Genomic DNA, 25,242 nt, shown 5'->3' with positions numbered 1-25,242 from the left:
GTCCTCATGACGCAGACCAGCACACGCCCCCGGCGGTTGTCGCCGGCCGAGGTCCACGCCCTGCTCGGGGAGCCCGAGGCCATGATCAAGGCCAAGGTCCAGGACCATATCGACGATTACTTCCGCCTCTTCATCGCGCACTCCCCCTTCCTGTCCATGGCCACCGCGGACGCGGAGGGGCGCGCCGACTGCTCCCCCCGTGGTGACTACCCGGGGTTCGTGAAGGTGCTCGACGACCACACGCTCGCGATTCCCGACCGTCCCGGCAACAAGATCGCCGACTCCTTCCGCAACCTCGCCGAGAACGACGGGATCGGGCTGCTCTTCCTCATCCCCGGGCTGCGGGAGACCTTGCGGGTCAACGGCCGCGCCTACCCCACCGACGACCCCGATGTGCTCGCCCGGATGCAGACCGAGGCCAAGGATCCGGTGCTGGCGATCGTCGTCGAGGTGGCGGAGGCGTACTTCCACTGTGGCCGCGCGCTCATCCGCTCCCGGCTGTGGGACCCCGCGAGCCAGGCCCTCGCCGACGAGATCCCGTCGGTCGGCGAGATCGCCGCCTCCCAATTCGGGAGGGACATCGACCCGATGGCGCTCACCCATGCCCTCGAAGAGGGCTACCGGAAACTCTACTGACCACGGCACAAGGTGAATCAACGATGCAACAGACCGTCGTCGACCACATCGAGCGGGTCGCCGAAGACGTCGTCTCCCTCGTTCTGCGGGGCGCCACCGGCCCGCTGGCACCCTGGGAGCCGGGCGCCCATGTCGACCTGGCGCTGCCGAACTGGCTGACCCGGCAGTACTCGCTGTGCGGAGACCCGGCGGACCGGGAGTCCTATCGCGTCGCCGTACGCCACGACCGCCTCAGCCGGGGTGGTTCGGAGTACATCCACCGGTTTCTGCGCCGGGGCCGCGCCCTCGATGTGTCGCTGCCGCGGAACCACTTCCCGCTGCTCCCCGCGCCTGAGTACCTCTTCCTCGCGGGCGGGATCGGCATCACCCCGATCCTGCCGATGCTGCGGGCGGCGGCCGCGTCGGACGTCCCGGCGTCGCTCGTGTACCTGGGGCAGTCGGTGGCGTCCATGCCGTTCGTCGACGAACTGCGCTCCTCCTACGGCGACCGGGTGCGGATCGTCGCCACGCGGCGGCAGGGCAGGCCGGACTTCGCCGCTGTGGCCTCCGCGCTGAGCCCCGGTGCCGTGGTGTACGCCTGCGGCCCCGGGCCGATGCTCGCCGCGGCGGAGGAGGCGTTCCCCCCGGGGCGGCTGTACGCGGAGCGGTTCCGCCCGGCGCCCAGGACGTTCGCGCCCAACACGGCGTTCGAGGCGGTGTGTGCCCGGTCGGGGCGGACGGTTCAGGTGCCCGACGACGAATCGCTGCTGGACGCCCTGACCCACGCCGGGTTCCCCGTGGCGTCCGGATGCCGCGAAGGCGTCTGCGGCAGCTGCGAAGTGGCCGTGCTCGACGGCGAACCGGAGCACCGGGACGACATCGGCGCCCCCTCGGGCCGGATGTACGCCTGTGTGTCCCGCGCCCTGTCCCCGCGACTCGTCGTGGACCTGTGACCAGGCTGCGAGCGGCCTCCAACCCAACGCGAGGAACGACATGTTGCCCAAGCTGCGCACGCCCGAATCACGGCAAATGATCACGCTGGAGGTGCTCCGGAACACATCGCTGACGCCCGCCTTCTCGACCATCACGCTCGGCGGACCCGAACTTGAGCGCCTGAAGCCGATGGGCTTCGACCAGATGGTGCGGCTGTTCTTCCCCCGCGAAGGGCAGGACGGGCTGAGGATGCCGAAGCTCTCCAGTGAGGCGTGGATGGCGGAATTACTCCTCCTGCCGAAGTCACGCCGGCCGTGGGTGCGCAACTTCACCATCCGGCGCGCCCGGCCCGAACTCGGCGAGGTGGACATCGAGTTCGCGCTGCACGGCGACACCCCGGCCTCCACCTGGGCCCGCCGCGCCCGGCCCGGGGACCCGGCGGGCATCTTCGACATGGGCATGAGCTATCTGCCACCGGCCCATGCCGAATGGCAGCTGCTCGCCGGGGACGAGAGCGCCGTACCGGCGATCCTCGCCATCCTCGAGGACGCTCCGGCGTCACTGGTGGCGGAGGTCTTCCTGGAGGTGCCCGGGACCGCCGACATCCGTGACGACATCACCGCTCCCGAGGGGGTACGGGTGCGGTGGCTGGCCCGGGACGGCGCGGACACCCTGCCCGGCGCACTGGCCCTCGACGCGGTCCGGACGTCGTCCCTGCCACCGGGCCGGTTCTACACCTGGGTCGCCGGGGAGGCCGGACTGGCCACGGGGCTGCGCCGCCACTTGGTGCGCGACCGCGGCGTGCCGAAGCCGGACATCGCGTTCTTCGGCTACTGGCGGCACGGCCGCTCCAGCCCCGGCTGATCACACCGGTGGCCGCGGGTCGTACTGGATGCCACGCCGCACCTGACGTGCGCGCTCCGGTGAGGAGAGCCTGGCGACCAGGTGGAGGGCCATGTCGATACCGGCCGAGACCCCCGCGGAGGTGATCAGGTCACCGTCGTCGACGAACCGCTCGTCGGGCCGTACCTCGATCGTCGGGTCGAGCTCGGCGAGCCGGTCCAGCGACGCCCAGTGCGTGGTCGCGGGCCGCCCGGCCAGCAGTCCGGCCGCCGCGTAGACCAGCGAGCCCGTGCACACGCTCGTCATCAGGGGCACGGACCGCCGCTGGGCCCGGACCCACTCCAGATGCCGGGCGTCCTTGAGCTGGGGCCGGGTCCCCTGGCCGCCGGGGTGCAGCAGCACGTCCAGGGCGGGCAGGTCGGCCATCGCGTGATGGGCCGCGACGGTGAGCCCCTTCGCGCAGGTCACGGGGTTTCCATCGGCGGAGAAGCAGAACACCTGCCATCCGTCCTCGGTGAAGTTGCGCGTCCAGTAGGACAGCACCTCCCATGGACCGATGGCGTCGAGCTCCTCCACGTCCGGGAACAGCAGGATCCCGATCTTCCGCGTGTCTTCCTGGGCCATACCGCGATCCAATCAGACCCTTCCCCGCCCGGCCATGGATTTCGGGGGGAGGGGGCGAGGCCGCCGGTCGATACCGGCGGCCTCGCGCCACGGCGATGTGGTCGCCCGTCAGTACGCCACCGGACGGTTCTCCCGCGCCCAGAGCCGTTCGGCTTCGCTGCGCGAGGGAGGGGGCCACATCCCGTCGATCATCCAGAGGTCCCGGGGCGTCTCGTCCACGTGGAACTCGCAGTGCAGCCCGCGGTCCCGGGTGTGAGGGGCCAGCAGGCGGTTGAGTCCCTCGGTGCCCTTCTTCCTCACCTCGGGGTCGGTCAAGTGGCGGGCGATGTGCTCGACCACGACCCGGACGGAGTTGTTCGACGGCTCCCCGCCGACCAGGAACGAGGACTCGGGGACCTCGTGGAAGAGGGTGACGACGTAGAACTTCGGCAGACCGACCCGGGTGTAGTACTCCGTGACGTCCGCGGCGAACTGCCGTTTCTGCTCCGCGGAGTAGGCGTCGACCGGATGGTAGACGTGCCACAGGGGCATTGCTCTCTCCTTGAGGACGAGTGAGGTCGAACGGCGGTGACGAGTGGCTGTCCGCGGCGGGCGGTCAGCGTCCGAGACGAACGGTGAGGCCCTCCACCGGCCCGGCGAGCGCCGCCTTCATCTGCCGGGTCACGGCGTCCACGAGCACCTCGTTGCCGCCGCTCTCGACGCCGTCCAGGACCGCCTCCACGACCTCGGCCGGGGAGATCTTCTGACTCGGTATCCCGGCGACCATGTCGGTGTCGGCGAGCCCGAGGTGCACTCCGACCACCTGGGTCCCCTGCTCCGCCAGCTCGATGCGGAGCGAGTTCGTGATCGACCACAGGGCGGCCTTCGAGGCGCCGTAGGCGGCCGCGCCGGCGCCCCAGGACAGCACGGAGTGCATGTCGACCAGCGCGCCGCCACCCCGTGCGGCGAGGACCGGGGCGAACGCACGGGCCACCCGGAGGGGCCCGAAGACATTCGTTTCGAACGTGGCCACCACATCGGCCATGTCCGCCGTCAGCAGCGGCGCGGGCAGGAGCACTCCCGCGTTGTTGATGACGATGTCCACGTCCGTGGCCCGGCCGGCGAGCGCGGCGACCGCGTCCGCGTCGTTGACATCGAGGGAAACGGCCTCGACCCGCGGGTCCTCGCTGGGGGCGGGCTTTCGCGCCGTCGCGTAGACCTTCGCCGCTCCGCGCCGGAGCAGTGCCTCCACATACGCCTTGCCGATGCCACGTTGGCCTCCGGTCACCAGCACCACGGAACCATCGATCGCGACCATGTCGGATCTCCCTGTCGGACGTCGAATCAATGAAATAGATTATTAGCATCATCTAAAATGAGCCGCAAATATCATCGACGCGGTACCGGCGTCCGGTACCCCAGTCCGGCACCACGCACAGAAGGAAGTACCGACCATGCCCCGAGCATCCCGAGCCGAGGCCGAACGCCACCGCGAGCAGGTGATCGCGGCCACCGCGAAGCTGGTGCGCACCCATGGCGCCGACAAGGTGAGCGTGCCCAAGGCGATGGCGGCGGCGGGTCTGACCCACGGCGGCTTCTACCGCCACTTCGCCTCGAAGGACGACCTGGTCGCCCAGGCGTGCTCGGCCGCGTTCGCCGAACGCCTCGCCGACATGGCGGAACCCCCCGGGGGCGAGGACACGAGCGGCGCCCGGGCCGCGTTCCTGGCCGCCTATCTGTCCGCCCGGCACCGCGACAACCCCGGGCTGGGGTGCGCCGCCGCGGCGCTGGCGGTGGACGCCGCACGGGCGGAGCCCGGTGACCCGCTCAAGGGGGCGTACACCGAGGGTGTGCGCAAACTGGTCGACGGGATGGAGCGCAACGCGAGGACGTCCGGCGACACGGCCGCCGACGAGGAGTCCGTTCTCGTCGAACTGTCCACCATGGTCGGGGCGTTGGTGCTGTCGCGGGCCTGCGCGGGCGACGATCTGTCGGACCGCATCCTGACCGCGGCGCGCGACCACGTCCTCGGCGCGTATGAGCAGACCCCCGGCGGGAAGGACGCGTCCGGCACCGCCGGGTGAGACGCGCTCGCGTCAGGGGTTCGGACCCACCTGGGCCCGCCCTCCGAGGGCGGGCACCAGGCGCGGGCTACCGTACGAGCGCCGAGGACAGCCGCGCGGCGAGCGGCTCGCCGTCGAGGAAGTCCAGCAGCTCGCCGACGGTGGGTCCGGTGGCGGGGCCGTGGCGGGTGACCGCGAAGGCGGCCGCCGCGTTGGCACCCCGTACGGCGCCGCTCAGGTCCAGGCCGTGGCCGAGGAGGGCCAGGAGCGCACCCGTATGGGCGTCGCCCGCGCCGTTGCTGTCGACGGCGGTCACCCGGCGGCCGGGGATGTGCGCGGGCTCGCCGCCGGGCGGGACCAGCCAGCAGCCCTCCGCGTCGGCCCGCAGCAGCACACCGGTGCGCGGGCCCAGCCGGGCGGCGAGCGCCGCCGCGGCCTCCCTGGCGTCGTCCCGGCCGGTCAGCAGCCGCCCCTCGCGCTGGTTGCAGCTGACCCAGTCGGAGCGCGCCAGAACGGGCTCCAGCACCTCCTCCGGGATCTGGTCGGCCAGCGGCCCCGGGTCGAGGAAGACCCGGGTGTGCTCCGGCAGCCGTGCCACCAGCGAGGCCAGAACCGGGCCGTTCACCGGATAGGCGAGCCCGTATCCGGAGATCTGCACCAGGTCGCCGGGGCGCAGCGCGGCGAGCACGGCCGCCGCGTGGGCCTCGGTCAGCCGGGCCTCCGCGCCGGGGCTGGTGGCGAAGGTGCGCTCGCCACCGCCGTCGACGAAGGCCACGCAGAATCCGGTGTCCTCCTCCGTGACCGGATCCAGCGGCACCTCGATGCCTTCGCGGGCGAGGTCGGCCCGGACCCGGTCGCCGAACGGCCCGGTGCCGTGGGCGCCCGCGTACACGGCCGGCAGCCCCAGGCGGCGGGCGGCGGTGAGGACGTTGAATCCGCCACCCGTGGTGAGGGTGGTGTCCTGGGAGACGATGTCGCCGCCGCGTTCCGGCAGTGCGGGCACCCGCATCACCAGGTCGACGATGGCGTTGCCGAGCAGCACCAGCCGACCGCCCGTGGCTTCGCCGGAGGCCCCGGGGACGCCGTCGTGGCCGGTCATGAGAGCTCCCGTGCGGCCGGGGCGGGCAGCACCTGCTGCTGGGGCGGCTGCGCGGACGCCTCCTCGCGGACGGTGCCGTCGAACCGGCGCAGCAGGGCGTAGACGACGGCCGCGAGTACCAGGGTCACCACCCATCCCAGCCCGTTGGACCCGATCCAGCTGTGGGCGAGCGGTCCGGAGAACCACACGTCGGTGGCGCTGGTGCTGGCCTCGGTGAACAGCAGGCCCACCACGATGGCCGCCGCCCAGGCGATCATCGCGGCCCAGGCGACCCCGCCCCGGAACCAGTAGCGGCTGGAGCGGCCGACGTCCATCAGGGCCGCGCCGTCGTAGGACCGGCGGAGTATCAGGTCGACCGCGAAGACGCCCACCCAGGCGTTGATGGGGACGGCGAGGAGGGTGAGGAAGGTGATGAACGGGCCGTAGAAGTCCTTGGCGATCAGGATGAAGTAGATCCCGCCCGCGAAGGTGACGACCACGTCCAGGCCGACGGCGAGGGTGCGCCGGACCCGAATCCCCAGGGTGATCATGGTGAGCCCGGCCGAGTAGACGGACAGGTGGTTGGAGAGCAGCAGTCCGCCGAACGCGGCGATCAGATACGGGATGGACATCCACGACGGCAGCATCGTGTTGATCGCCGAGACGGGGTCGGAGGCGGAGGCCAGATCGGGCTCACCCGCCGCGAGGAGCGAGCCCAGCGAGATCAGCACCACCAGCGGGATACCGGCGCCGAAGGCGGAAGCGGCCACCAGCCTGCCGCCGGGAATCCGGCGGGGCAGGTAACGGGCGTAGTCGGCCCCGGTGTTGGCCCAGCCGATCCCGGTACCGGCGGCGATCATGCCGACGCCCACGACCATCGAACTCACCGGCCCGACCTGGGCGTGGAAGACCTTGCCCCAGTCCACGGTGGTGGCGAGAAAGCCGATCACGACCAGGTTGAGCAGCCCGAAGACATAGCTGGCCCATCTGTTGATCCACATGATGGTGGCGTGGCCCAGGCCGCTGATCAGCAGGGTGCAGCCGATGAAGACCAGCAGGCACACCACGGTGAGGACGGTGTTCCGCCGGATGCCGAAGGCGGCGTCGAGCAGCGCCAGCAGGGCGAAGGCGGCCGTGGTGGTGTTGATGGTCTCCCAGCCGAGCCGGCTCAGCCAGGTGACCAGCGTGGGCCCCGCGTTGCCACGGACCCCGAACACGGCGCGGGAGAGGGTGAGGGCGGGTGCTCCGCCCCGCTTCCCGGCGATGCTGAGGGCGCCCACCAGGGCGAAGGAGCCGAAGGACCCGAGGATGGCCACGACGGCCGCCTGCCAGATGTTCAGGCCGCGGAAGCTGACCAGCGCCGCGCCGAGCGGCAGGCCGAGGATGCTGATGTTCGCGGCGAACCAGGTCCAGAACATCTGGCTCGCGTGGCCGTGGCGCTCGGCGTCGGGAACCGGCTCGATGCCTCTGGTCTCCACGGAGCCGACGCGGTCGTTCTCTGAAGCCGCCATGGTGGTACCTGTCTTTCTGTCCGGGGGCGCTCCGGTGCGGATGTGGGGGCGGAGGTGTGTGTCATTCGGCCGTGTCGGCGCGCAGCGCGAGCAGGGCCTTGGCCAGCGGTTCCAGGTCGAGGTCGTTGACCGAGCGCAGGGTGGCGAGGGCGTCGTCGGGCAGGGCGGAGGCCCCGCTGACGGCACCGGCTATGGCGCCGGCCATGGCGCCGATGGTGTCGCAGTCGCCGCCGAGGTTGGCCGCCAGCAGGCAGGCCCGCCATGGCTCGCCCTCGGCGAGGGCCAGCACGGCGAAGGCGGCGGGGACCGACTCCTGGCTGGCGACGCTGGTGCCGACCAAGTCGCAGACGCGGTCCAGGGCCTGCCGTTCGGGAGTCGCGCGGACCAGGTCCACGGCCCAGCCGATGCGGGCGGCGATATCGGCCCCGGCGACCCAGTGGCCGCGCTCGGCACCGGCAGCGGCCGCCGTGATCGCCGCGCCGACGGCGTCCTCCAGGTTCCCGCCGCCGATGCCACGGCTCACCGCGGCGGCCACGGCGGCCGCGGAGGCGATGCCTATGGAGGTGTCATGGGTGACCTGGCACGCCTCCGCGACCCGGTCGAGGAAGGGCTCCAGGGGCGTGTCGGGAAAGGCGACGCCGACGGGGGTGATCCGCATGGCCGCGCCGTTGGTGGCACCGGACTTGCCCGCCTCCTCCGGCGGTACGCCACGGGACACGGCCTCCAGGGCGGCCTTGGTGGAGGGGCCGAGCAGATCGAAGGAGCCCTTGGCCTTCATGGCGCGCTCCCACTCCAGGAGCTCGTGCGCGAGCCGCAGCGGGTCGATCCGGCCGCCGGACCCGGTCAGCAGCCGGCCGACGATGACGGCCTGATCGGTGTCGTCCGTGACCGAACCGGCGGGCATTCCGGCGCTCACCGGGTTGTCCTCCGGGCCGGGTTCGAAATCGGTGACGGTGCCGAACCGGGCGACGATGGACCGCCGGGACATGATCTGGGTGGGCATACCGAGGGCATCGCCAATCGCCAGGCCGTAGAGGGCGCCGAGCGCGCGGTCGTGCTGGTGGTTCATTCGGACTTCCTGTCGGTCTTCCTGTCAGTGCGCGGAGGCGTACGTCGGGCGCGGGCGGGCGCGGTGTGCGGCCTCATCGGATCATCGGGGCCGCTTCCCCGCGGATGCCCCATCGCCATCGCCCAGGGCCGTCTCGTCGGGGCTCTCCCCGAAGCCGAGGTGCAGCTGGAAGCGGGCGGGGTCCAGGAGGCTGGTCACCTGCTCGACGATCCGGCCGTCGGCCCCGCGGCTGACCCGGCGGGTGTTGAGCCAGACCTCTCCCACCTGGCGGCGGAGCAGGGTCGCCTCGTCGGCCGCCAGTTGGCGTACGGACGCCCACTCGTCCCCGTGCGTGGCCCGGATGCCGACCGCGGCGAGGGTCTTGGTCAGCGAGCCGTCGAGGAGTCCGCCGAGCGGGACATCGGCCAGGGCCGGGACCATCGGAACCCGGCTGCGCTCCAACGCGACCGGAGTGCCCTCCGGCAGCACCCGCAACCGGTCGAGCGCCATGAACTCGGCGCCCTCGATGCCGAGTTCACCGGCCAGCCGGGCATCGCGCACCGCTTCGAGACGGAGCACCTCGGTGGTGATCTGGGCGCCCTGGTCGGCCAGTGCCCTGGTCCACCCCAGCCGGTTGTCCAGCAGGCCGCCGTCGAAGGTGACGAACGAGCCGACACCCGCGTGGGTGGAGATCAGCCCCTGCTTGCTGAGCTCGTCCAGCGCCTGGCGGACGGTGGCCCTGCTGACCGCGAAGCGCCGGGTGAGCGCGTGTTCGCCGGGCAGCCTGCTGCCCGGCTCCAGGGCGCCGCTGTGGATCTCACGGGCCAGGACGCGGGCGATGCGCTGATGCTTGAGGACCTGTTTAGGCATGTCCGGAAGTTAGCCATACATGTTCAGTCCTGTCTAGAGTCGCAAGCACTCGAATCGAAACTGATCACTCTTGGTCCGGGATCGCAGCCACGTCGTGCAGGATCGCCGCCAGCTCACCGGGCCGGTCGAACATCGGCCAGTGCCAGCCGGGCAGTTCCCGGTACGCCCAGTCCTCGGTCGCCATATGCCGGAAGGCCGGAACGACGCCGATCCGCGCCCGCACCTCTGCCACCGGGAAACTGCACAGCACATGCAGCCGCGGCAGCTTCTCCCATGCCTCGGTCAGCCGGACCGGGGTGGTGGCGGTGGCCCACGGCTGCGGGGCGGACAGCCGCACCATCCGTTCGAGCGTGTCGTCCGGCAGCCCGTGCACCTCGGAGGCCAGCCGCCGCCACGGCGGGGGCGGCAGCCGCCAGCCGTCCCCCTCCGTACGAACCAGCTCGGCGTTGCGCGACCGCTCCTCCGGCGGGGTGAACTCCAGTTGGGACATGCCATCCGGCAGCGGTCCGCTGTCGATGAACACCAGGCGGCTGATCCGGTCCGGCATCCGGTCCGCCACGCTCGGGACCACCACGGCACCGGCATAGCTGTGCCCGACCAGCACTACATCGTGCAGGTCCGCGTAGTGGATCAGGTTGAGCACATCGGTGATGTGGGTCTCCAGGTCGGTGTCGGGCCGGGCCAGGTGCGCCCGTTCGCCCATCCCGGTCAGGCTGAGGGAGTGGACATCGTGCCCACGGCCGCGCAGCTCATCCGCCACCGGGCGCCAGGCCCAGGCCCCGAGCCAGAACCCGGGAAGAAGTACGTAGGTTGCCATGGCTCAGACGCTAGAAGCGATACCGGACAGGAGCCGCCCGGTATCGCGGAATACTTGACCGGTATGAACCGACCGACCGCCCGCGTACTCGCCCTGCTGGAGATCCTCCAGGCCGGTGGCACCCGTACCGTCGCCGATCTGGCCGGCCGGCTCGGCGTGGACGAGCGCACCGTCCGCCGCTATGTCGGCCAGCTGATCGACCTGGACGTCCCGGTCCGGTCGGTGCGCGGCCGCTACGGTGGCTACCGGCTCGCGCCGGGCTATCGGATGCCGCCGCTGATGCTCACCGACGAGGAGGCGCTGGCCGTGCTGCTCGGGCTGGTCGCCGGCCGCCGGGCCGGGCTGGTGACCACGTCCGTCGCGGCGGCGGAGAGCGCCGCCGCCAAGGTGCGCCGGGTGCTGCCCGAGGCGCTCGGCCGCCGCCTGGACGCGCTGCTGGCGACCGCCGACTTCACCGCCCCGGCCCGCCCCATGGCCGTCCCGGAGACCGGTGTGCTGCTGATGCTCGCGGAGGCGGCGCGGGACCGCCGCCCCGTCGCCATCGGCTACACCGCCTGGAAGGGGCGGCGCAGCGAACGCACCGTGCATCCGTACGGGGTCGTCGCGCACTCCGGGCGCTGGTATGTGACGGGGGCGGACTCGGACAGCGGCGAGGTGCGCACGTTCCGGCTGGACCGGATCGAGACGGCCTCGGTGCTACCGGGGTCGTTCGATGTGCCCGAGGGGTTCGACCCGGCCGCCCGGGTGCTGTCCGGGCTGGCCGGGGTGCCGTATCTGCACGAGGTGTCGCTCCGGGTCCAGGGCACGGTCGAGCAGGTCCGCCACCGGATCCCGGCCGGGCTCGTCACCGTGGCTGAACTCCCGGCCGACCCGGCGCGGGACGCCGCCGCTGCCCCCGGGGAGGGAGAGGGCAGCACATGGGTGCGGGTCGAACTGCGGGCCGAGCGGCTGGAGTGGGTGCCCTCCGTACTCGCCTGGCTGGACCTCCCGTTCGTGATCGAGCGTCCGGACGCCCTGCGCGACCATGTGCACACCCTGGCCCGCCGACTCGCCATGTGCGCCGACGCGGTCGTCGATGCCACCGATGTCACCGAGGGAGCGGAGTCCCGCCCGGAGTGACACCGGATCGTTCGAGCACACCGACCGGGGTCGTGCCGGTGTGAGACTCAGCCGCGGGGCCACCGTACGGCGGTTTCGGCCACGGCGGAACGCGCCCGCTCCAGTGTCTCGGCGTGCCCGAACAGGCCCGGAAGTCCGCCCGTGTGCACGAAGACCGTGCGCTGCCCGGGGCGCACCTGGCCGTCGTGGACGGCCGCGATGAGACCGGCCAGGGCACGGCCGGTGTAGATGGGGTCGAGGACGATGCCTTCGGTGCGGGCCGCCGTGGTGATGGCGTCCATGACCGGTCCGGTGAGCGCGGAGTAGCCGGGCCCGACCTGATCGAGGCGCAGCCGCAGGGAGGTGGCCGCGGGCTCTCCGGCCAGCCCCTCGACCAGGTGGCCGACGGCGTACCCGGGATCGGCGACGGCTCCGCAGTGCACCCCCAGCACCCGCTCGGCTCCGAGGGTGTGGACGAGACCGGCCATGGTGCCGCCCGATCCGACCGCCACCACCGCCGTGGTCAGGTCCGGGTCCTGCACCAGGAGTTCCGTGCCCGCCGCGGCATAGCCCCGGGCGCCCAGCACACTGGAGCCGCCGAAGGGGATCACCGCGGGCCGGGCGCCCCGCTCACGCACGTCGCGGGCCACGTCCCGCACGGCCGCCGCGAGTTCCGCCTCGCTCACCTCGCCCGCCCATACGACGCGGGCGCCGAAGAGGCCATCGAGCGCGATGTTGCCGGTCATACCCTCGGTCGGCGCACCGGCGAGGACCAGGACCACGTCCATGCCCAGCCGCGCTCCGGCCGCGGCCGTCAGACGGGCGTGGTTGCTCTGCGCGGCCCCGCTGGTCACCAGCGTGGTGGCGCCCTCGGCGCGGGCGGCCCCGGCCGTCCACTCCAGCTTGCGGACCTTGTTGCCCCCGCCGCCGAGACCGATCAGATCGTCACGCTTGATCCACAGATCATCCGGCTCCAGCCCGATGGCACGGGCCAGGCGCGGCGCGGCCTCCAGCGGTGTGGGCCGGCTCATCAACTCGGCCCGCGTGGTGTCCTGGCCCCCCGTGGTGCCCTCGTCCCTCGTGGTGCCCTCGTCCCGCGTGGTGTCCTGACGCTCTTCTGACACGATCGCCGCCTTCCAGCCAGCCTGTTTCCCTACTCGGACGCGGAAGTGCCGGGCACGGGCCGCCGCCGTTCGAGTTCGACGTAGCGGGCGCGCATCGCCTCGCTCGCGGCCGGACCCGCGGTGAACACGTACATCTCGCTGTCGTCGAGGCTTCGGCCGGTGCGCGCGTCCACCACGACGGGTTCGGCCTCCTCGCCGGTTCGGGCGTCGACGAGGATCATGGCGCGCTCCTCCGGCGCGAGGTGCTGATTGCCCCAGGCGGCCAGCGCGACGACCACGGGCCGCAGCGAACGGCCGCGCTCGGTCAGCACGTACTCATGGCGCACCGGGTTGGTCTGGTAGGGGCGCCGCTCCAGCAGGCCGTCCGCCACCAGGGTCTTCAGCCGCGTGGTGAGCATGCTGGTGGAGATGTTCAGGCTCTGCTGGAACTGGTCGAAGCGGGTATAGCCGTCGAAGGCGTCATGGAGGATCAGCAGCGTCCACCACTCCCCCACGTGCTGAACCGTGGTCGACAGCGGGCACTCACGGTCCTCCAGCCTGATCCGGCTTGCCATTGCGACACCCTCCCGAGTTACTGCTAATGTGAAAGTCACTTGCTTCTATTTTAGCAGTCACAAGGGGTGCGCCCTGCGCGCGTTCCGGAACGGACAGTCTTGCCCACACCCGATGACTCCCTCTCCAACCGTCGCGCCCTCGTCACCGGTGGCACCAAGGGCACCGGAGCGGCGATCGCGGCCCGGCTGCGGACGGCCGGTGCGACCGTACTGGTCACCGCCCGCTCCCAGCCCGAGGACGTCCCCGACGACGACTTCGTGGCCGCCGACCTGACCACGCCCGAAGGCGCGGAACACATCGCGCGGGAGGCCCGGCGGCGGCTGGGCGGCACGGACATCCTGGTCCATACGCTCGGCGGCTCGGCCGCGCCCGCCGGTGGCTTCGAGACGCTGTCCGAGGAGATCTGGCAGCAGGAGCTCAACCACAATCTGCTCGGCGCCGTCCGCCTGGACCGCGCCCTGATCCCGGGCATGATCGAACGGGGTGGGGGCGCGGTGGTCCATGTCTCCTCGATCCAGCGGCGGATGCCACTGTGGAACGGCACACTGGCGTACGCCGCCGCCAAGGCCGCGCTCACCACCTACAGCAAGGGCCTGGCCAACCAGGTGGCACCGCTCGGGGTGCGGGTGAACACGGTGTCCCCCGGGTTCATCCAGACCAGCGCGGCCGACGCGCTCATCGACCGCATCGCCGAGCGGACCGGCGACCGGGAGTCCGCTCTGGCATCGCTCATGGACTCCCTCGGCGGCATCCCCCTCGGGCGCCCCAACCGGCCCGAAGAAGTCGCCGAACTCGTCGCCTTCCTGGTCTCCGACCGGGCCTCCGCCATCGTCGGCGCCGAGCACGTCATCGACGGCGGCACCGTACCCGTCATCTGAGAGCCGTCCCCACCGCGGGGCCATCGGGCACGGCCCGCACCCGAGCGGCGCGCACCACGTTGCTCAGCGGGCTCCCGGTGTCCAGACGGTTGATGTTGGCCGCGATATCCGTGGCGCGGGCGGCGAACGTCTCCTCCGTATGGCCCGAGTTGTGCGGTGTCATCACCACGTTGGGCAGCGTGTGGAACGGCAGCCGGCTCGGCGCGTGTGGTGGGCCGGCCCACCACACGTCGAGGGCGGCCCCGGCGATGGTGCCGGCCGACAGCGCCTCGTACAGCGCCTCCTCCCGCACGACCGGGCCACGGGCGACGTTGACCAGGAGGGATCGCGGGCCCATCGCGGCGAGTTCGGCGGGGCCGATCAGGCCGCGGGTCGCGGGGCTCAGCGGCACGGTCACCACGACGATGTCGGAGTCCGCCAGCAGTTCCGGGAGCCGGTCCGTGCCACCCACCCAGTCGGGGTGCAGATCGTCCGGCAGCGGGGCCGATGGGTCGCGACGCACGGCCCGTACACCCAGGCCGACCGCCTGGCACAGCCGGCCGATCTCCCGTCCCGTCTCACCGAAGCCGATGACGCCGACACGGCGGCCCCGCAGGGTGTCCCCGAAGGGCAGCGTGGCGTCGACGGCCACGTTCCGCCACCGACCGGCCCGCAGTTCGCGGTCGGCCGTGAGTACCCGCCGGGACAGCATCAGCACGCACATCAGGACGTGTTCGGCGATCGACGCGCCGTGGTGGAAGGTGTTCGCCACGGTCACATCGGGCCCCAGCGCCTCCAGGGGGATGCCGTCGTAGCCCGCGCCGACGACATGGACGAGGCGGAGGCGCTGGGCCCGGCGCGCGTGTTCCTCGCCGAGCTGTGAGCCCACGTACACATCGACGGAGGCGATGGCGTCGGCGATCCGCGCCGCGTCCCAGTCGCAGACGTCCAGCCACTCGTGCCGGTCCTCGGTCCGCGCCCGCAGCCGCTCGCCGAACCTGCTCAGAATCCGGTGGTTGAGCATGATGCGCATCCCCCGGTCACCACCGGGGGCAGCCGTACTGGCCATGACCACCGTCCTCATATATAGGCGCTGTCTTCATTTGTGCACGCCACCCATAAGGCTGTCAATGATCGGGCGGCGTCGGCCAAGAACCGTTCTACCTGCGCGTGTTGTCAGATCCCTTGACGGCCCGGCACCTCCGGTTTAGCTTCGGCGTCCACAAATGCAGACCGGGTACGTAAGTGTAGACAGCCCATGTCGACTGTCGTTCTCGGGCGGCAACCCGCCAGCACCCTCGGAGATACGCCGACGATGAAGTCCTCCGTACCCTCCAGCCCGCGCCGGGAACGGGGCCGGGCCCATACAGTTCTCGCCCTTCTCACAACCGGCACGCTGCTGCTGACCAGCGCGTGCGCCGTGGCGAACAGTGACGCGGCGGGTGACGCCGGCAGCGCGGACGGCCGCACCCTGCGGCTCGTCCTCACCCAGGAGCCCCCGACGCTGGAGCCCTGCGAGTCATCGCTGACCGCGACCGGTGTCGTCGTCCGCTCCAACATCACCGAGCCGCTGGTGGAACGCGACCCCACCTCGGGGAAGCTGGATCCGCTGCTGGCGACCGGCTGGCGGCAGACCGAGCCCACGACATGGACCTTCGACATCCGCCCCGGTGTGACCTTCCAGAACGGGCAGCCGTTCACGGCGAAGGACGCCGCCTTCTCCATCGACCGCGCCGTCAACTCCGATCTCGCCTGCAACGTGGACGGCTACGTCTTCGGCGACGAGAAGCTCGAAGTACACGCCGTCAGCCCCACCCGGCTGACCGTCACCACCGAGAAGACCGACCCCATCCTCCCCCTGCGGCTCAGCTTCGTCGAAATCGTGCCGCGCACCACCAGCACCAAGGCCAAGGTGCGGATACCGATCGGGACCGGCCCCTACGCCGTCAAGTCATGGCAGACCGGTGTCTCGATCTCCCTCGCCCGCAATGAGAACTACTGGGGGAAGGCACCCGCCTACCCCCGGGCCCGGTATGTCTGGCGCAGCGACGCCAGCGTCCGCGCCGCGATGATCGACAAGGGTGAGGCCGACATCGCGACGGCGCTGGACCACACCAGCGCCGACAAGGGCAACACCGTGGCCTACCCCAACAACGAGACCACCGCCCTGCGTCTGGACGGCCGCGAGGCGCCGCTCAACGACATCCGGGTGCGCAAGGCGATCGGCATGGCCGTCGACCGCAAGGGCATCATCGACGCCCTCCTCGGCGGGCTCGCCAAGCCCGCCGCACAACTCGTCCCACCCGGCGTGGTGGGCCACAACGACGACCTCGCCCCGGTCCCGTACAAGGTGGCCGCCGCCCGCGCGCTGGTGAAACAGGCCGCCGACGACGGCGTCCCCGTGCACCGGCAGATCACTCTCGTGGCGCGCAACGGCATGTTCGCCGGGATCTCGGAAGTGGCCGAGGCCCTCCAGTACGAGATGGCACGGGTGGGGCTGAACGTGAGGATTCGCATGGCGGACACCGCCACCCACCTTCAGTACCAGCTGCGTCCGCTGCCCCGCGATGTCGGGCCGGTGGCGCTGCTGATCATGCACGGCAACCAGGCCGGGGACGCGGCCTTCACCACGAGTCAGTACCTGGTGAGCGACGGCCCGCAGTCCACCTTCGGCACCAAGGAGCTGGACCGGCGCATCGCCGCGGCGGACGCGCTGTCCGGCAAGGCCCGCGAGAAGGCGTTCGCCGAGGTGCTCGGCTACCAGAACGAGACGGTCGCGCAGTACGCCTATCTGGCCCATATGCGCGGGCTGCTGGGACTGTCGCCGAAGGTGCGGTACCGGCCGGACTCCGCCACCGGGGACGAGATGCGGCTGGCCGAGGTCAGCCCCGCGCCGGCGGGGAGGCACTGAGATGGCGTCCTTCCTGCGCAAGCGCATCATCTCCAGCGCGATCCCCCTGGTGTTCGTGGTGCTCGGCGTGTTCTGCCTGGCCCGTCTGACCGGCAGCCCCGTCGACCTCTACCTCCCGCTGAGCGCCACCCCGCAGCAACGCGCGGAGTTCTCCGCCGCCCACGGCTTCGACGACTCCATTCCGGTACAGCTGTGGGACTACCTCACCAACGCCGCGCAACTCGACTTCGGGACCTCGCTGCGCACCGGGGAGTCGGCCGGTTCGATGGTGCTCAAGGCGTTCCCCGTCACTCTCCAACTCGCCGGGATGACGATGCTCCTGGCGATCCTCGGCGCGCTGCTGGTCGGAAGCCTCGCCGCGTACCGGCCCAACTCGCTCATCGACCGGATCGCCGGTCTGCTGTCGATGACCGCGGCCAGCATCCCCGACTTCTGGTTCGCGATCGTGGGGGTGCTGGTGTTCGGAGTGGGCCTGGACTGGCTGCCGACCTCCGGCACCCTGGGCGGCCCGGAGATCTGGGTGCTGCCCATCGCCACCCTGCTGATCCGCCCGTTCGGGGTGCTGGTGCAGGTGGTCCGCGGCAGCATGGTCGGCGCGCTGTCCGCGCCGTATGTGAAGGTCGCGCGCAGCAAGGGAGCCGGCCCCGGGCGCGTGGTGTTCGGGCACGCGCTGCGCAACTCCATCACGCCGGTGCTGACCGTGGCCGGGGATCTCACCGTCGGTCTCGTCAACGGCGCGGTGGTGGTGGAGACGATCTTCGGCTGGCCCGGGATCGGCAAGCTCATGATCGACTCGATTCTCCAGCGCGACTTCGCGGTGTTGCAGGCCGCCGTCCTGCTCACGGCGGTGACGATCTTCGCGTTGAACATCCTCGTGGACGTCTGCCACGCCCTGATCGACCCCCGAGTGCGCCAGGCGGTGCCGGCGTGAGCGAAGGAGCCACCATGACCGACCCCGCCGACCCCGCCGACCCCGCCGACCCCGCCGACCCCGCCGACCGGCCCTCCGGCGCGGCAGCCGTCCCGTCGCGCCAACGCCCGCCCCGCTGGTGGCTGCTGCTCGGCCGGGACCGGGCCGCGGCCGTCGCGGCGGTCATCCTCGCCGGGGTGTTCCTCGTCGCGCTGTTCGGCCGGCTGTTCATCGGGGACCGAGCCGTACGGCAGGATCTGCGCGCCTCGCTGCGCCCGCCCTCCCTGGACCACGGCTTCTACGGGCTGCTCGGCACGGATGTGCTGGGGCGCAGCGTGCTGGCCCGGCTGATGGACGCCGCCGGGACGACGCTGTCCGTCGCGGTGCCCGCGGTGCTGTGCTCGCTGCTGATCGGCTCGGCGCTGGGGCTGTGGGCCGGATACCACGGAGGCATGCGCGAGAGCGTCGCGATGCGGGTCGCCGATGTCATCCTCAGCTTCCCGTCCCTGCTGATCGCGGTGGTCGTGCTGTACGTCTTCGCGCCCAGCGCGATGAACATCGTGCTGATCCTCGCCATCGCGCGCGTCCCGGTCTATCTGCGCACCGCCCGCGCGGAGTCGGCCGAGCTGAGGAGCCGTCTGTTCGTGGACGCGGCCCGGACCTTCGGCACACCGAGCCGGAACATCATCTACCGTCATATTCTGCCGATCGCGCTGCCCACGCTGCTGACCGTGGCCACGCTCGACTTCTGTTTCGTGATGCTGACCGAGTCGTCCCTGAGCTTCCTCGGCATCGGCATCCAGCCCCCCGATGTGAGCTGGGGGCTGATGGTGGCGCAGGGGCGCCAGTACCTCCAGACGGCCTGGTGGATCGCCGTGCTGCCGGGTGTCGCGATCGTGCTCACCACGGTGTCGGCCACGGTGCTCGCCGCCTGGGTCCGCCTGGCCACCGACCCGGCCCAGCGCTGGCGTCTGACCTTGCCCAGGAAGCGGCGCGGCAACCGGGCCGCTGTTCCCTCGGAGATGATCGCGTGAAGTCCTCCACCCTGCCCGCGCCCGCCGGGACCGGCGGCCCCGCGCTCGAAGTCGAGGGGCTCTGTGTCGACTTGCGCACCCCCTCCGGGACCGTACGCGCCGTGAACGGCGTCGGCTTCCAGGTGCGCAAGGGACGCACGCTGGCGCTGCTGGGCGAGTCCGGCTGCGGGAAGTCGATGACCGCGCTGTCCATCGCCGGGCTGCTCGACCCGACCGCCGAGGTGACGGGCGGATCCGTGAAGGTGTCCGGCTCCGATGTGCTGCGGCTGGGCCAGGCGGGGCGCAGGAGGCTCGCCGGTCCCGTGCTGTCGATCGTCTTCCAGGACGCGCTGACCGCGCTCAATCCCGTACAGCCGGTCGGCAGGCAGCTCGCCGAGCCGTTCCGCATCCATCGCGGGATGTCGCGCCGCGCTGCCCGGGAGAAGGCGGTCGAGCTGATGACCCGCGTCGGCATACCCGAGCCCCGGCTGCGGGCCCGCGCGTATCCGCATCAGTTCTCCGGCGGTATGCGCCAGCGGCTGCTGATCGCGATGGCCGTCGCGCTGGACCCCGATGTGCTCATCGCCGACGAGCCCACGACCGCGCTGGATGTCACCGTGCAGGCCCAGATCATGCGGCTGCTGCGGGATCTGCAAACCGAGCGGGACATGGCGCTGGTGCTGATCACCCACGATCTGGCGGTGGTGGCCCAGCGCGCGGACGACGTCGTGGTGATGTACGCGGGCAATGTGGTGGAGACCGGCCCGGTGGCGGAGGTGTTCTCCCGCCCCCGCCACCCCTACACCAGGGGCTTGCTCGACTCGGTTCCCGAACACGCCGTCAGGGGCCGCCCGTTGCCCGCCGTACCGGGGAGCCCGCCCGAGCTCAGCGCGGTCCCGTCCGGCTGTGTCTTCCAGGCCAGATGTCCGCTGGCCCAGGAGCGCTGCGCCCAGGAGCGCCCCCGTCTGGTGTCCGTCGGGGCCTCGCGTTCGGCCGCCTGCCACTTCTCCGAGGAGCTCGACCGTGTCTGAGACGCCCCTCACCGACGCCACCGCCGCCGGTCCCCGGGCCGATGGCTCCGCCACTTCCCCGCCGCTGCTCGAGGTCCGCGGCGTGACCAAGTCGTTCGGCCATGGCCGGCGGCGCCTGACCGCGCTCGACGGCGTCGATGTGCGGGTCGAGCGCGGGCAGACGCTCGGGCTGGTGGGCGAGTCCGGATGTGGTAAGTCGACCCTGGCCAGGGTGGTGCTCGGTCTCGAGCGGCCGGACTCGGGCACCGTGCGCTTCGACGGCACCGATCCGTTCACCCTCAAGGGCAAGGAACGGCTGGTCTGGCGGCGCCGGGTGCAGATGGTGTTCCAGGATCCCTTCGCCTCGCTCAACGCCCGGATGTCCGCGGCCGATCTCATCGGCGAGCCGTGGCGCACCCACCGCGACGTCGTGCCCACGGCGCAGGCGCGGCAGCGGCGGGTCCGTGAGCTGCTGTCCCTCGTCGGGCTGCGGGACAGCGACGCCCACCGCTACCCGAACGAGTTCTCCGGCGGGCAGCGGCAGCGCATCGGCATCGCCCGCGCGCTGGCGCTGGACCCCGACCTCATCGTGTGCGACGAGCCGGTGTCCGCGCTCGACCTCTCGGTGCAGGCCCAAGTGCTCAATGTGCTCAGCGAGTTGCGGGAGCGGCTCGGTGTCTCGTACGTCTTCATCTCCCATGACCTCTCCGTGGTCCGGCATGTCTCGGACCGGGTGACGGTGATGTACCTGGGCAAGGTCATCGAGCACGGCCCCACCGAGGACGTCTTCGACCGACCCGTGCACCCCTACACCGCCGCCCTGATGTCCGCCGCGCCCACCCTCGATGTGTCCGGGCAGGCCCAGGACGACGAGATCCAGCTGCGCGGGGAGATCCCGTCCCCGTACGACATCCCGTCGGGCTGCCGGTTCCGCACCCGCTGCTGGAAGAGCGAGGCCCGGTGCGCCGAGCTCGCTCCCCCTGTCGTGGTCCGCGACGGCACGGCGGACACCGGGCGGGAGCCGCATGAGGGCCTGTGCCACTTCCCGCTGGGTGCCGGGCCGATGGAAGCATGACCCCGCCGGAGTTCGCCCTGCTCTTCATCACGGTGGCGGTCGGGGCGCTGCTCCAGGTCTCCATCGGCTTCGGGCTCGGTCTGCTGGCCGCCCCGGTGATCGCGATATTCGACCCGTCGCTCACCCCGGTGGTCGTCCTGCTGCTCGCCACCGGGGTCACGGCCGCGGTGCTGGCGCTGGAGGGCGGCCACCTGGACCTGCGGGGTGCGGGGTGGGCGCTGGTCGGCCGGGTGCCGGGGGTGCTGGGCGGCGCGGCGCTGGTGGCCGTGCTGCCCGCCCGGTACCTCGCCCTGCTCGTGGCCGCGGTCGTCCTCACGGGCGTGGCGGTGAGCCTGCGCGGTTTCGTGCCCGCGCCGCGGCGGCGGTCGGTGCTGCTGGCCGGTCTGATGTCGGGGCTGATGGGCACGGCGACCGCCATCGGGGGGCCGCCGATGGCCATGGTCTGGCAGCGCCTGAGCGGACCGCGGCTGCGCGCCACGATGAGCGGGTTCTTCCTGGCCGGTTCGGTGATGAGTCTGGCCACCCTGGCGGCGACGGGGGCGGTGCACACGTACAGCCTGTGGCGCACCGCCCTGCTGGCCCCGGCCGCGGCGATCGGGGTGCTGCTGGCCCGCCCGCTGTCGAGCCGGCTGGACACGCGGCGCACCAGGGCCGTCGCCATGGTGCTCGCGGTGGCGAGCGCGACCGTGCTGGTGGTCCAGCAGTTCGTCTGAGCCGGGCGGCAGCTTTCCACGGGGTGTATCCGGTCAGTCCTCCGCCGCCGCTGGGGCGGCGCGGCGCTCTCCGGTGACCTTGGAGGAGGGCAGCCGCCCCGCCTTGGAGGTGCCGGTCATCGTCTCGCCCTCGACCGTCATCGTGAACGCGAGGTTCAGCCGCATCGGCCTGGTGATGGCCTGACGCCAGATGAGCTGGTCACCGTGGAGCGCCACATCGGCCAGCGGGACCTCCTCGCCCGCACCGTGGGCCGTACCGATCAGGGTGCCGCCCTCGTCGCGGAGTTCGATCACGGCCCTGATCCGGCCGATGGGTGTGGAGATGGACAGGTCCCAGGTGCCTTCGACGGAGTGTGCGATGGGCATGGTGGTGTGCTTCCTCACGGTGGGTGGTTGGGGCGGATGGCGGTGGGGTGGCGTGGTCACAGGGCGACGGGCGACGGCCCGTGGTGGCGCCAGGGGGTGCCACGGCGCTCGTAGGCGAACAGTTCCTCGACGGCGTGGGCGATCCGCGGCCCCAGTTCGCGCTCCAGCAGGTAAAGGCCCAGGTCGAGTCCGGAGGTGACACCGGCGCCGGTGACGAGGTCGCCGTCGTCCACGACGCGGGCCCTGACCGCGTTGACGCCGGTGGCGTCCAGCATGTCCAGGCCCATGTGGTGGGTGGTGGCGTAGCGGCCCTCCAGCAGACCGGCCATGGCCAGGACGAGCGAGCCGCCGCACACCGTGGCGACGGTCACCTCCGGGCGGTCCATGGCGGCCTTCAGCAGCCCCGGCAGCCCGGTGTTCAGGGTGCGGCCCAGCAGGACGGGGATGAACTCGTCCTCCCGCCACTCGCCCGCGTCCGCGTCCGCGTCGTGGTCCGGGACCTCGCCGGGCTCTCCGACGCGGCCGGCGGCGCCGGGTACCACCACCAGGTCCGCCCGCGCGGGATCGAGGGCGGCCGCGGCGCGCAGCGGTACGCCGCCGACCCCGCTCACCACCTCACGCGGCCCCTCGGCGGACACCAGCTCCGGGCGCAGCGCTCCTCCGGAAGCCATGCCACCGGCGTACAGCACTTCGTAGGGGGCGAGCACATCGAGGAGGTCGAAGCCGTCGAACAGGACGATCTGGGCGAGCATGAAAATCTTCCCTCATATGCGGCGATGGCCAGTCCGTCTGGCCCCGTTGCGACGCTATGTGAGGGCGGAAACGGCTCCCAGTGGCACGAGTGACATGGTTCAACGGGATCTCGCCAAACGGGCCGGAGGGTGCGGGAAGGTGCCGCGGTCAGACGTCTCAGGCCACGTCGGGCGGCATGTTGTACGGCGTGACGACCTGGATCGGCGAGGGCAGGGCGGGGCCGTCGTCGGGGAGGGCTCCGTGGGCCCGCATGATGATCTGGCAGGCGCGGCGCATGTCCTGGCGCAGGTCGTGGTGGAGCACCGCGGACAGCCGCCGCTCGCGCAGCAGCCGGGTGTTGTCGTGGTCGAGGTCGTGGGCGATGAACACCTCGTAGCCGCGCCCGAGTTCCTCGAAGGCCTGGATGGTCGCGGTGTTGCCGCCGCCGATCGAGTAGACCGCCCGGATGTCCGGGTCGCGTCGCAGCGCCCGCAGGACCAGGTCGCGCTGGGTGGCGTCCAGCCCGTCGCTGTCGGTGACCTCCACGAGCGTGCGCCCGGGGTGTGCGTTGCGCAGGGCGCTGCGGAAGCCCATCTCACGTTCCTCCTCACCGCGGAAGAAGCCCCGGCTGATGGTGGTGAGCACATTGCCGGGCCGGTCGCCGAGCCACTGGCCCATGAGGTACGCGGCGGTGGCTCCGGCGGCGCGGTTGTCGATGCCGACGTAGGCCCGGCGGGCGCTGCTGGGCAGGTCGGTCACCAGGGTCACCACCGGTATGCCCACAGCCGCCAGTCGGCCGACGGCCGCGGTGACCTCGGGTACGTCGGGCGCCTTCAGGACGATCCCCTGGCAGCCGCCGCGTTGGGCGACGCGGTCCAGCGTGGCGATCAGCTCCTCCACCGGACCGGTCTCGCGGAAGTGGAAGCGCGACCGCATCACCGCCGGGCGCAGCGCGGGCAGCTCCGCCTCCAGGGCGGCGCGCACCGCCGAGGAGAAGCGCTCAGGGGCCCGCATCACGATATCGATCATGAAGATGCGGCCACCGATGCGGACCTGGGTGCGCTGCCGGTCCAGATCCTTGATCGCCTGATGGACCTCCCGGGTGGTGCTCTCGCGCACCCCGCCCCGGTTGTTCAGCACCCGGTCGACGGTGGCCTCGCTCAGCCCGGCCTGCCGGGCGATCTCCCGGATGGGATACGGATGGGCCATCGGCGCGCCTCCCTGAGGGGTTTTTGATGGGCTGCTGAGGATTGCTCGATGCTCGGCCGATCACAACACTGACAGAAAGCCGCAGCCCACGGGAAGGATCGGAAAGCAATGCCCCTCATCGCTCCGAGGTCTCATGCCTGGCTCAGTGAGGCCGACTGCTCCCTCGAGGCCTTCCGCACCCTGGTCGAGCGGACCACCGACCCCGGTGACCACCCCGGTGCCGACGCCGTGGAGCACAACGTCCCCGTCTACGACGGGGACCGCCTGCGGGCCCGGGCCGCCACGGCCCCCGGCCGCCGGGAGGCGCAGGCGGAACTGGTCCACGCCCTGCTGGACGGCCCCGGCATCGTGGTGTTCAAGGGCGCCTTCCCCGACGCGTCGGTCCTGGACCGGGCCACCGAGGCGTTCACGGCGCTGATCGAGCGGGAACGGGCGGCGGGCGGCGCCCGCGGTGACCACTTCGCCAAGCCCGGCGCCAACGACCGGGTGTGGAACGCGCTGGAGAAGCTGGCCCTGAGCGCACCGGAGGTCTTCGCCGACTACTACGCCAACGACCTCATCGCCCTCGTGGCCACCGCCTGGCTCGGCCCCGGCTACCAGATCACCTCACAGATCAACCAGGTCAACCCGGGCGGCGCGGCCCAGAGCGTGCACCGCGACTACCACCTCGGCTTCCTCTCCGAGGCGCGGGCCGCGGCCTACCCCGCCCATGTCCACCGGCTCTCCCCCGTGCTGACCCTGCAAGGCGCCGTCGCCCACTGCGCCATGCCGGTCGAGTCCGGCCCGACGCTCTACCTGCCGTATTCGCAAGCGTACGAGCCCGGCTATCTGGCCTGGCGCCGCCCGGAGTTCATGGCCTACTTCGCCGAGCACCACGTCCAGTTGCCCCTGGAGGCGGGTGACGCGGTCTTCTTCAACCCGGCGCTCTTCCACGCCGCCGGGCACAATCGCTCGGCGGACATCCGGCGGATGGCCAACCTGTTGCAGATCTCCTCCGCCTTCGGCCGCACCATGGAGACCGTCGACCGCGAGGCGGTGGCCAACGCCGTCTTCCCCGTACTGCGGCGGCGCAAGGCCGAAGGCGCCACCGAGGACTGGCTGCACAACGTGGTCGCGGCCTGCGCCGAGGGCTATCCCTTCCCCACCAACCTCGACCTCGACCCACCGGTCGGCGGCCTCGCCCCGGACTCCCAGGCCGACACCCTCCGGCGCGCCCTGGAGCGGGACTGGACCCCGGACACCCTGCGTACGGAACTGCGGGCCGGCGCCGAGCGCCGCCAGAGCTGAA

27 protein-coding genes are annotated in these 25,242 nt (G+C 71.7%); 13 read left to right on the top strand and 14 right to left on the bottom strand.

Annotation, left to right across the window (positions count from 1 at the left end; genetic code table 11):
• Positions 1-6 precede the first annotated feature (6 nt).
• Genes ACJX2R_RS45945 through ACJX2R_RS45935 form a run of 3 tightly spaced genes read left to right on the top strand, consistent with a single transcriptional unit; the run spans position 7 to position 2,412 of the window.
• Positions 7-636, top strand: coding sequence for an MSMEG_1061 family FMN-dependent PPOX-type flavoprotein (locus ACJX2R_RS45945; protein WP_413104951.1), 630 nt, complete (start codon positions 7-9; stop codon positions 634-636).
• A 23-nt stretch (positions 637-659) separates the two neighbouring features.
• Positions 660-1,568, top strand: a complete 909-nt coding sequence (locus ACJX2R_RS45940; RefSeq protein ID WP_413104950.1) for a PDR/VanB family oxidoreductase — start codon at positions 660-662, stop codon at positions 1,566-1,568.
• Positions 1,569-1,608: 40 nt separating this feature from the next.
• Positions 1,609-2,412: a siderophore-interacting protein gene (locus tag ACJX2R_RS45935; RefSeq protein WP_413104949.1), complete on the top strand. Its 804-nt coding sequence runs from the start codon at positions 1,609-1,611 to the stop codon at positions 2,410-2,412.
• On the opposite strand, the gene ACJX2R_RS45930 is transcribed toward ACJX2R_RS45935, so the two are convergent.
• From ACJX2R_RS45930 to ACJX2R_RS45920, 3 genes are all read right to left on the bottom strand, one after another.
• Positions 2,413-3,015 (bottom strand): DJ-1/PfpI family protein, encoded by a 603-nt coding sequence (locus ACJX2R_RS45930; protein ID WP_413104948.1) that lies wholly within the window; start codon positions 3,013-3,015, stop codon positions 2,413-2,415.
• Positions 3,016-3,123: 108 nt separating this feature from the next.
• Positions 3,124-3,546: a tautomerase family protein gene (locus tag ACJX2R_RS45925; RefSeq protein WP_262697490.1), complete on the bottom strand. Its 423-nt coding sequence runs from the start codon at positions 3,544-3,546 to the stop codon at positions 3,124-3,126.
• 64 nt (positions 3,547-3,610) lie between these two features.
• Entirely contained in the window at positions 3,611-4,312 is a 702-nt protein-coding gene (locus ACJX2R_RS45920) for an SDR family oxidoreductase (protein WP_413104947.1), read from the bottom strand.
• A 136-nt stretch (positions 4,313-4,448) separates the two neighbouring features.
• Here ACJX2R_RS45920 and ACJX2R_RS45915 point away from each other — a divergent pair, with 136 nt between their 5' ends.
• Complete coding sequence (locus ACJX2R_RS45915; protein ID WP_413104946.1) at positions 4,449-5,078, top strand: TetR/AcrR family transcriptional regulator; 630 nt, start codon at positions 4,449-4,451, stop codon at positions 5,076-5,078.
• 67 nt (positions 5,079-5,145) lie between these two features.
• Here ACJX2R_RS45915 and ACJX2R_RS45910 read toward each other — a convergent pair whose 3' ends face one another.
• From ACJX2R_RS45910 to ACJX2R_RS45890, 5 genes are all read right to left on the bottom strand, one after another.
• Entirely contained in the window at positions 5,146-6,156 is a 1,011-nt protein-coding gene (locus tag ACJX2R_RS45910) for a PfkB family carbohydrate kinase (protein ID WP_413104945.1), read from the bottom strand.
• Entirely contained in the window at positions 6,153-7,646 is a 1,494-nt protein-coding gene (locus ACJX2R_RS45905) for a purine-cytosine permease family protein (RefSeq protein WP_262697493.1), read from the bottom strand. The genes ACJX2R_RS45910 and ACJX2R_RS45905 overlap by 4 nt, the downstream gene beginning before the upstream one ends.
• 61 nt (positions 7,647-7,707) lie before the next feature.
• A complete protein-coding gene (locus ACJX2R_RS45900; RefSeq protein ID WP_413104944.1) occupies positions 7,708-8,715 on the bottom strand; it encodes an ADP-ribosylglycohydrolase family protein in 1,008 nt (335 codons plus the stop codon).
• Between the two features lie 81 nt (positions 8,716-8,796).
• Positions 8,797-9,564, bottom strand: coding sequence for a GntR family transcriptional regulator (locus ACJX2R_RS45895; RefSeq protein ID WP_413104943.1), 768 nt, complete (start codon positions 9,562-9,564; stop codon positions 8,797-8,799).
• A gap of 64 nt (positions 9,565-9,628) precedes the next feature.
• Positions 9,629-10,381, bottom strand: coding sequence for an alpha/beta fold hydrolase (locus tag ACJX2R_RS45890; RefSeq protein WP_413104942.1), 753 nt, complete (start codon positions 10,379-10,381; stop codon positions 9,629-9,631).
• A 63-nt stretch (positions 10,382-10,444) separates the two neighbouring features.
• On the opposite strand from ACJX2R_RS45890, the gene ACJX2R_RS45885 reads away from it, so the two are divergent.
• Complete coding sequence (locus ACJX2R_RS45885; RefSeq protein ID WP_413104941.1) at positions 10,445-11,500, top strand: helix-turn-helix transcriptional regulator; 1,056 nt, start codon at positions 10,445-10,447, stop codon at positions 11,498-11,500.
• A gap of 47 nt (positions 11,501-11,547) precedes the next feature.
• Here ACJX2R_RS45885 and ACJX2R_RS45880 read toward each other — a convergent pair whose 3' ends face one another.
• Both ACJX2R_RS45880 and ACJX2R_RS45875 read right to left on the bottom strand, forming a co-directional pair.
• Positions 11,548-12,603, bottom strand: coding sequence for a pyridoxal-phosphate dependent enzyme (locus ACJX2R_RS45880; RefSeq protein WP_413104940.1), 1,056 nt, complete (start codon positions 12,601-12,603; stop codon positions 11,548-11,550).
• Between the two features lie 29 nt (positions 12,604-12,632).
• Positions 12,633-13,157 carry a winged helix-turn-helix transcriptional regulator gene (locus tag ACJX2R_RS45875; protein WP_413104939.1) on the bottom strand — a complete coding sequence of 175 codons (525 nt, stop codon included), beginning with the start codon at positions 13,155-13,157 and terminating at the stop codon, positions 12,633-12,635.
• 99 nt (positions 13,158-13,256) lie between these two features.
• Between ACJX2R_RS45875 and ACJX2R_RS45870 the strand changes: the two genes are divergently transcribed.
• Positions 13,257-14,036: an SDR family oxidoreductase gene (locus ACJX2R_RS45870; RefSeq protein WP_413104938.1), complete on the top strand. Its 780-nt coding sequence runs from the start codon at positions 13,257-13,259 to the stop codon at positions 14,034-14,036.
• On the opposite strand, the gene ACJX2R_RS45865 is transcribed toward ACJX2R_RS45870, so the two are convergent.
• Positions 14,029-15,084 carry a 2-hydroxyacid dehydrogenase gene (locus tag ACJX2R_RS45865; RefSeq protein WP_413104937.1) on the bottom strand — a complete coding sequence of 352 codons (1,056 nt, stop codon included), beginning with the start codon at positions 15,082-15,084 and terminating at the stop codon, positions 14,029-14,031. The two genes, ACJX2R_RS45870 and ACJX2R_RS45865, sit on opposite strands and share 8 nt — an antisense overlap.
• 246 nt (positions 15,085-15,330) lie before the next feature.
• On the opposite strand from ACJX2R_RS45865, the gene ACJX2R_RS45860 reads away from it, so the two are divergent.
• From ACJX2R_RS45860 to ACJX2R_RS45835, 6 genes are read left to right on the top strand one after another with little or no spacing between them, the layout of a single operon-like run.
• Complete coding sequence (locus tag ACJX2R_RS45860; RefSeq protein WP_413104936.1) at positions 15,331-16,926, top strand: ABC transporter substrate-binding protein; 1,596 nt, start codon at positions 15,331-15,333, stop codon at positions 16,924-16,926.
• A 1-nt stretch (position 16,927) separates the two neighbouring features.
• Positions 16,928-17,857 (top strand): ABC transporter permease, encoded by a 930-nt coding sequence (locus tag ACJX2R_RS45855; RefSeq protein WP_413104935.1) that lies wholly within the window; start codon positions 16,928-16,930, stop codon positions 17,855-17,857.
• A 14-nt stretch (positions 17,858-17,871) separates the two neighbouring features.
• Entirely contained in the window at positions 17,872-18,870 is a 999-nt protein-coding gene (locus ACJX2R_RS45850) for an ABC transporter permease (protein ID WP_413104934.1), read from the top strand.
• Positions 18,867-19,880 (top strand): ABC transporter ATP-binding protein, encoded by a 1,014-nt coding sequence (locus ACJX2R_RS45845; protein ID WP_413104933.1) that lies wholly within the window; start codon positions 18,867-18,869, stop codon positions 19,878-19,880. The genes ACJX2R_RS45850 and ACJX2R_RS45845 overlap by 4 nt, the downstream gene beginning before the upstream one ends.
• On the top strand, positions 19,873-20,934 hold the full coding sequence (locus ACJX2R_RS45840; protein ID WP_413104932.1) for an ABC transporter ATP-binding protein: 1,062 nt from the start codon (positions 19,873-19,875) through the stop codon (positions 20,932-20,934). Before ACJX2R_RS45845 ends, ACJX2R_RS45840 begins: the two co-directional genes overlap by 8 nt.
• On the top strand, positions 20,931-21,647 hold the full coding sequence (locus ACJX2R_RS45835) for a sulfite exporter TauE/SafE family protein (protein ID WP_413104931.1): 717 nt from the start codon (positions 20,931-20,933) through the stop codon (positions 21,645-21,647). Before ACJX2R_RS45840 ends, ACJX2R_RS45835 begins: the two co-directional genes overlap by 4 nt.
• A gap of 33 nt (positions 21,648-21,680) precedes the next feature.
• Here the strand turns inward: ACJX2R_RS45835 and ACJX2R_RS45830 are convergent, their stop codons facing one another.
• The 3 genes from ACJX2R_RS45830 to ACJX2R_RS45820 form a co-directional block, all read right to left on the bottom strand.
• Positions 21,681-22,013: a hypothetical protein gene (locus ACJX2R_RS45830; RefSeq protein ID WP_413104930.1), complete on the bottom strand. Its 333-nt coding sequence runs from the start codon at positions 22,011-22,013 to the stop codon at positions 21,681-21,683.
• A gap of 56 nt (positions 22,014-22,069) precedes the next feature.
• Positions 22,070-22,765 (bottom strand): DJ-1/PfpI family protein, encoded by a 696-nt coding sequence (locus ACJX2R_RS45825; protein ID WP_413104929.1) that lies wholly within the window; start codon positions 22,763-22,765, stop codon positions 22,070-22,072.
• A gap of 157 nt (positions 22,766-22,922) precedes the next feature.
• Complete coding sequence (locus tag ACJX2R_RS45820; protein ID WP_413104928.1) at positions 22,923-23,954, bottom strand: LacI family DNA-binding transcriptional regulator; 1,032 nt, start codon at positions 23,952-23,954, stop codon at positions 22,923-22,925.
• A 108-nt stretch (positions 23,955-24,062) separates the two neighbouring features.
• On the opposite strand from ACJX2R_RS45820, the gene ACJX2R_RS45815 reads away from it, so the two are divergent.
• Positions 24,063-25,241 carry a phytanoyl-CoA dioxygenase family protein gene (locus ACJX2R_RS45815; RefSeq protein ID WP_413104927.1) on the top strand — a complete coding sequence of 393 codons (1,179 nt, stop codon included), beginning with the start codon at positions 24,063-24,065 and terminating at the stop codon, positions 25,239-25,241.
• The last annotated feature ends 1 nt before the right edge of the window (position 25,242 follow it).

Origin of the sequence: Streptomyces sp. Inha503, assembly GCF_047215865.1 — a bacterium.
Lineage (GTDB): Bacteria > Actinomycetota > Actinomycetes > Streptomycetales > Streptomycetaceae > Streptomyces > Streptomyces lycopersici.
This window is presented reverse-complemented; position numbering and strand designations above follow the sequence as displayed.

What these genes read in the sequence shown, in the direction of transcription:
- ACJX2R_RS45945 (WP_413104951.1), top strand. Translation starts at nt 7, where the DNA reads ATGACGCAGACCAGCACACGCCCCCGGCGGTTGTCGCCGGCCGAGGTC.
- ACJX2R_RS45940 (WP_413104950.1), top strand. Translation starts at nt 660, where the DNA reads ATGCAACAGACCGTCGTCGACCACATCGAGCGGGTCGCCGAAGACGTC.
- ACJX2R_RS45935 (WP_413104949.1), top strand. Translation starts at nt 1,609, where the DNA reads ATGTTGCCCAAGCTGCGCACGCCCGAATCACGGCAAATGATCACGCTG.
- ACJX2R_RS45930 (WP_413104948.1), bottom strand. Translation starts at nt 3,015, where the DNA reads ATGGCCCAGGAAGACACGCGGAAGATCGGGATCCTGCTGTTCCCGGAC.
- ACJX2R_RS45925 (WP_262697490.1), bottom strand. Translation starts at nt 3,546, where the DNA reads ATGCCCCTGTGGCACGTCTACCATCCGGTCGACGCCTACTCCGCGGAG.
- ACJX2R_RS45920 (WP_413104947.1), bottom strand. Translation starts at nt 4,312, where the DNA reads ATGGTCGCGATCGATGGTTCCGTGGTGCTGGTGACCGGAGGCCAACGT.
- ACJX2R_RS45915 (WP_413104946.1), top strand. Translation starts at nt 4,449, where the DNA reads ATGCCCCGAGCATCCCGAGCCGAGGCCGAACGCCACCGCGAGCAGGTG.
- ACJX2R_RS45910 (WP_413104945.1), bottom strand. Translation starts at nt 6,156, where the DNA reads ATGACCGGCCACGACGGCGTCCCCGGGGCCTCCGGCGAAGCCACGGGC.
- ACJX2R_RS45905 (WP_262697493.1), bottom strand. Translation starts at nt 7,646, where the DNA reads ATGGCGGCTTCAGAGAACGACCGCGTCGGCTCCGTGGAGACCAGAGGC.
- ACJX2R_RS45900 (WP_413104944.1), bottom strand. Translation starts at nt 8,715, where the DNA reads ATGAACCACCAGCACGACCGCGCGCTCGGCGCCCTCTACGGCCTGGCG.
- ACJX2R_RS45895 (WP_413104943.1), bottom strand. Translation starts at nt 9,564, where the DNA reads ATGCCTAAACAGGTCCTCAAGCATCAGCGCATCGCCCGCGTCCTGGCC.
- ACJX2R_RS45890 (WP_413104942.1), bottom strand. Translation starts at nt 10,381, where the DNA reads ATGGCAACCTACGTACTTCTTCCCGGGTTCTGGCTCGGGGCCTGGGCC.
- ACJX2R_RS45885 (WP_413104941.1), top strand. Translation starts at nt 10,445, where the DNA reads ATGAACCGACCGACCGCCCGCGTACTCGCCCTGCTGGAGATCCTCCAG.
- ACJX2R_RS45875 (WP_413104939.1), bottom strand. Translation starts at nt 13,157, where the DNA reads ATGGCAAGCCGGATCAGGCTGGAGGACCGTGAGTGCCCGCTGTCGACC.
- ACJX2R_RS45865 (WP_413104937.1), bottom strand. Translation starts at nt 15,084, where the DNA reads ATGGCCAGTACGGCTGCCCCCGGTGGTGACCGGGGGATGCGCATCATG.
- ACJX2R_RS45860 (WP_413104936.1), top strand. Translation starts at nt 15,331, where the DNA reads ATGAAGTCCTCCGTACCCTCCAGCCCGCGCCGGGAACGGGGCCGGGCC.
- ACJX2R_RS45855 (WP_413104935.1), top strand. Translation starts at nt 16,928, where the DNA reads ATGGCGTCCTTCCTGCGCAAGCGCATCATCTCCAGCGCGATCCCCCTG.
- ACJX2R_RS45850 (WP_413104934.1), top strand. Translation starts at nt 17,872, where the DNA reads ATGACCGACCCCGCCGACCCCGCCGACCCCGCCGACCCCGCCGACCCC.
- ACJX2R_RS45835 (WP_413104931.1), top strand. Translation starts at nt 20,931, where the DNA reads ATGACCCCGCCGGAGTTCGCCCTGCTCTTCATCACGGTGGCGGTCGGG.
- ACJX2R_RS45830 (WP_413104930.1), bottom strand. Translation starts at nt 22,013, where the DNA reads ATGCCCATCGCACACTCCGTCGAAGGCACCTGGGACCTGTCCATCTCC.
- ACJX2R_RS45825 (WP_413104929.1), bottom strand. Translation starts at nt 22,765, where the DNA reads ATGCTCGCCCAGATCGTCCTGTTCGACGGCTTCGACCTCCTCGATGTG.
- ACJX2R_RS45820 (WP_413104928.1), bottom strand. Translation starts at nt 23,954, where the DNA reads ATGGCCCATCCGTATCCCATCCGGGAGATCGCCCGGCAGGCCGGGCTG.
- ACJX2R_RS45815 (WP_413104927.1), top strand. Translation starts at nt 24,063, where the DNA reads ATGCCCCTCATCGCTCCGAGGTCTCATGCCTGGCTCAGTGAGGCCGAC.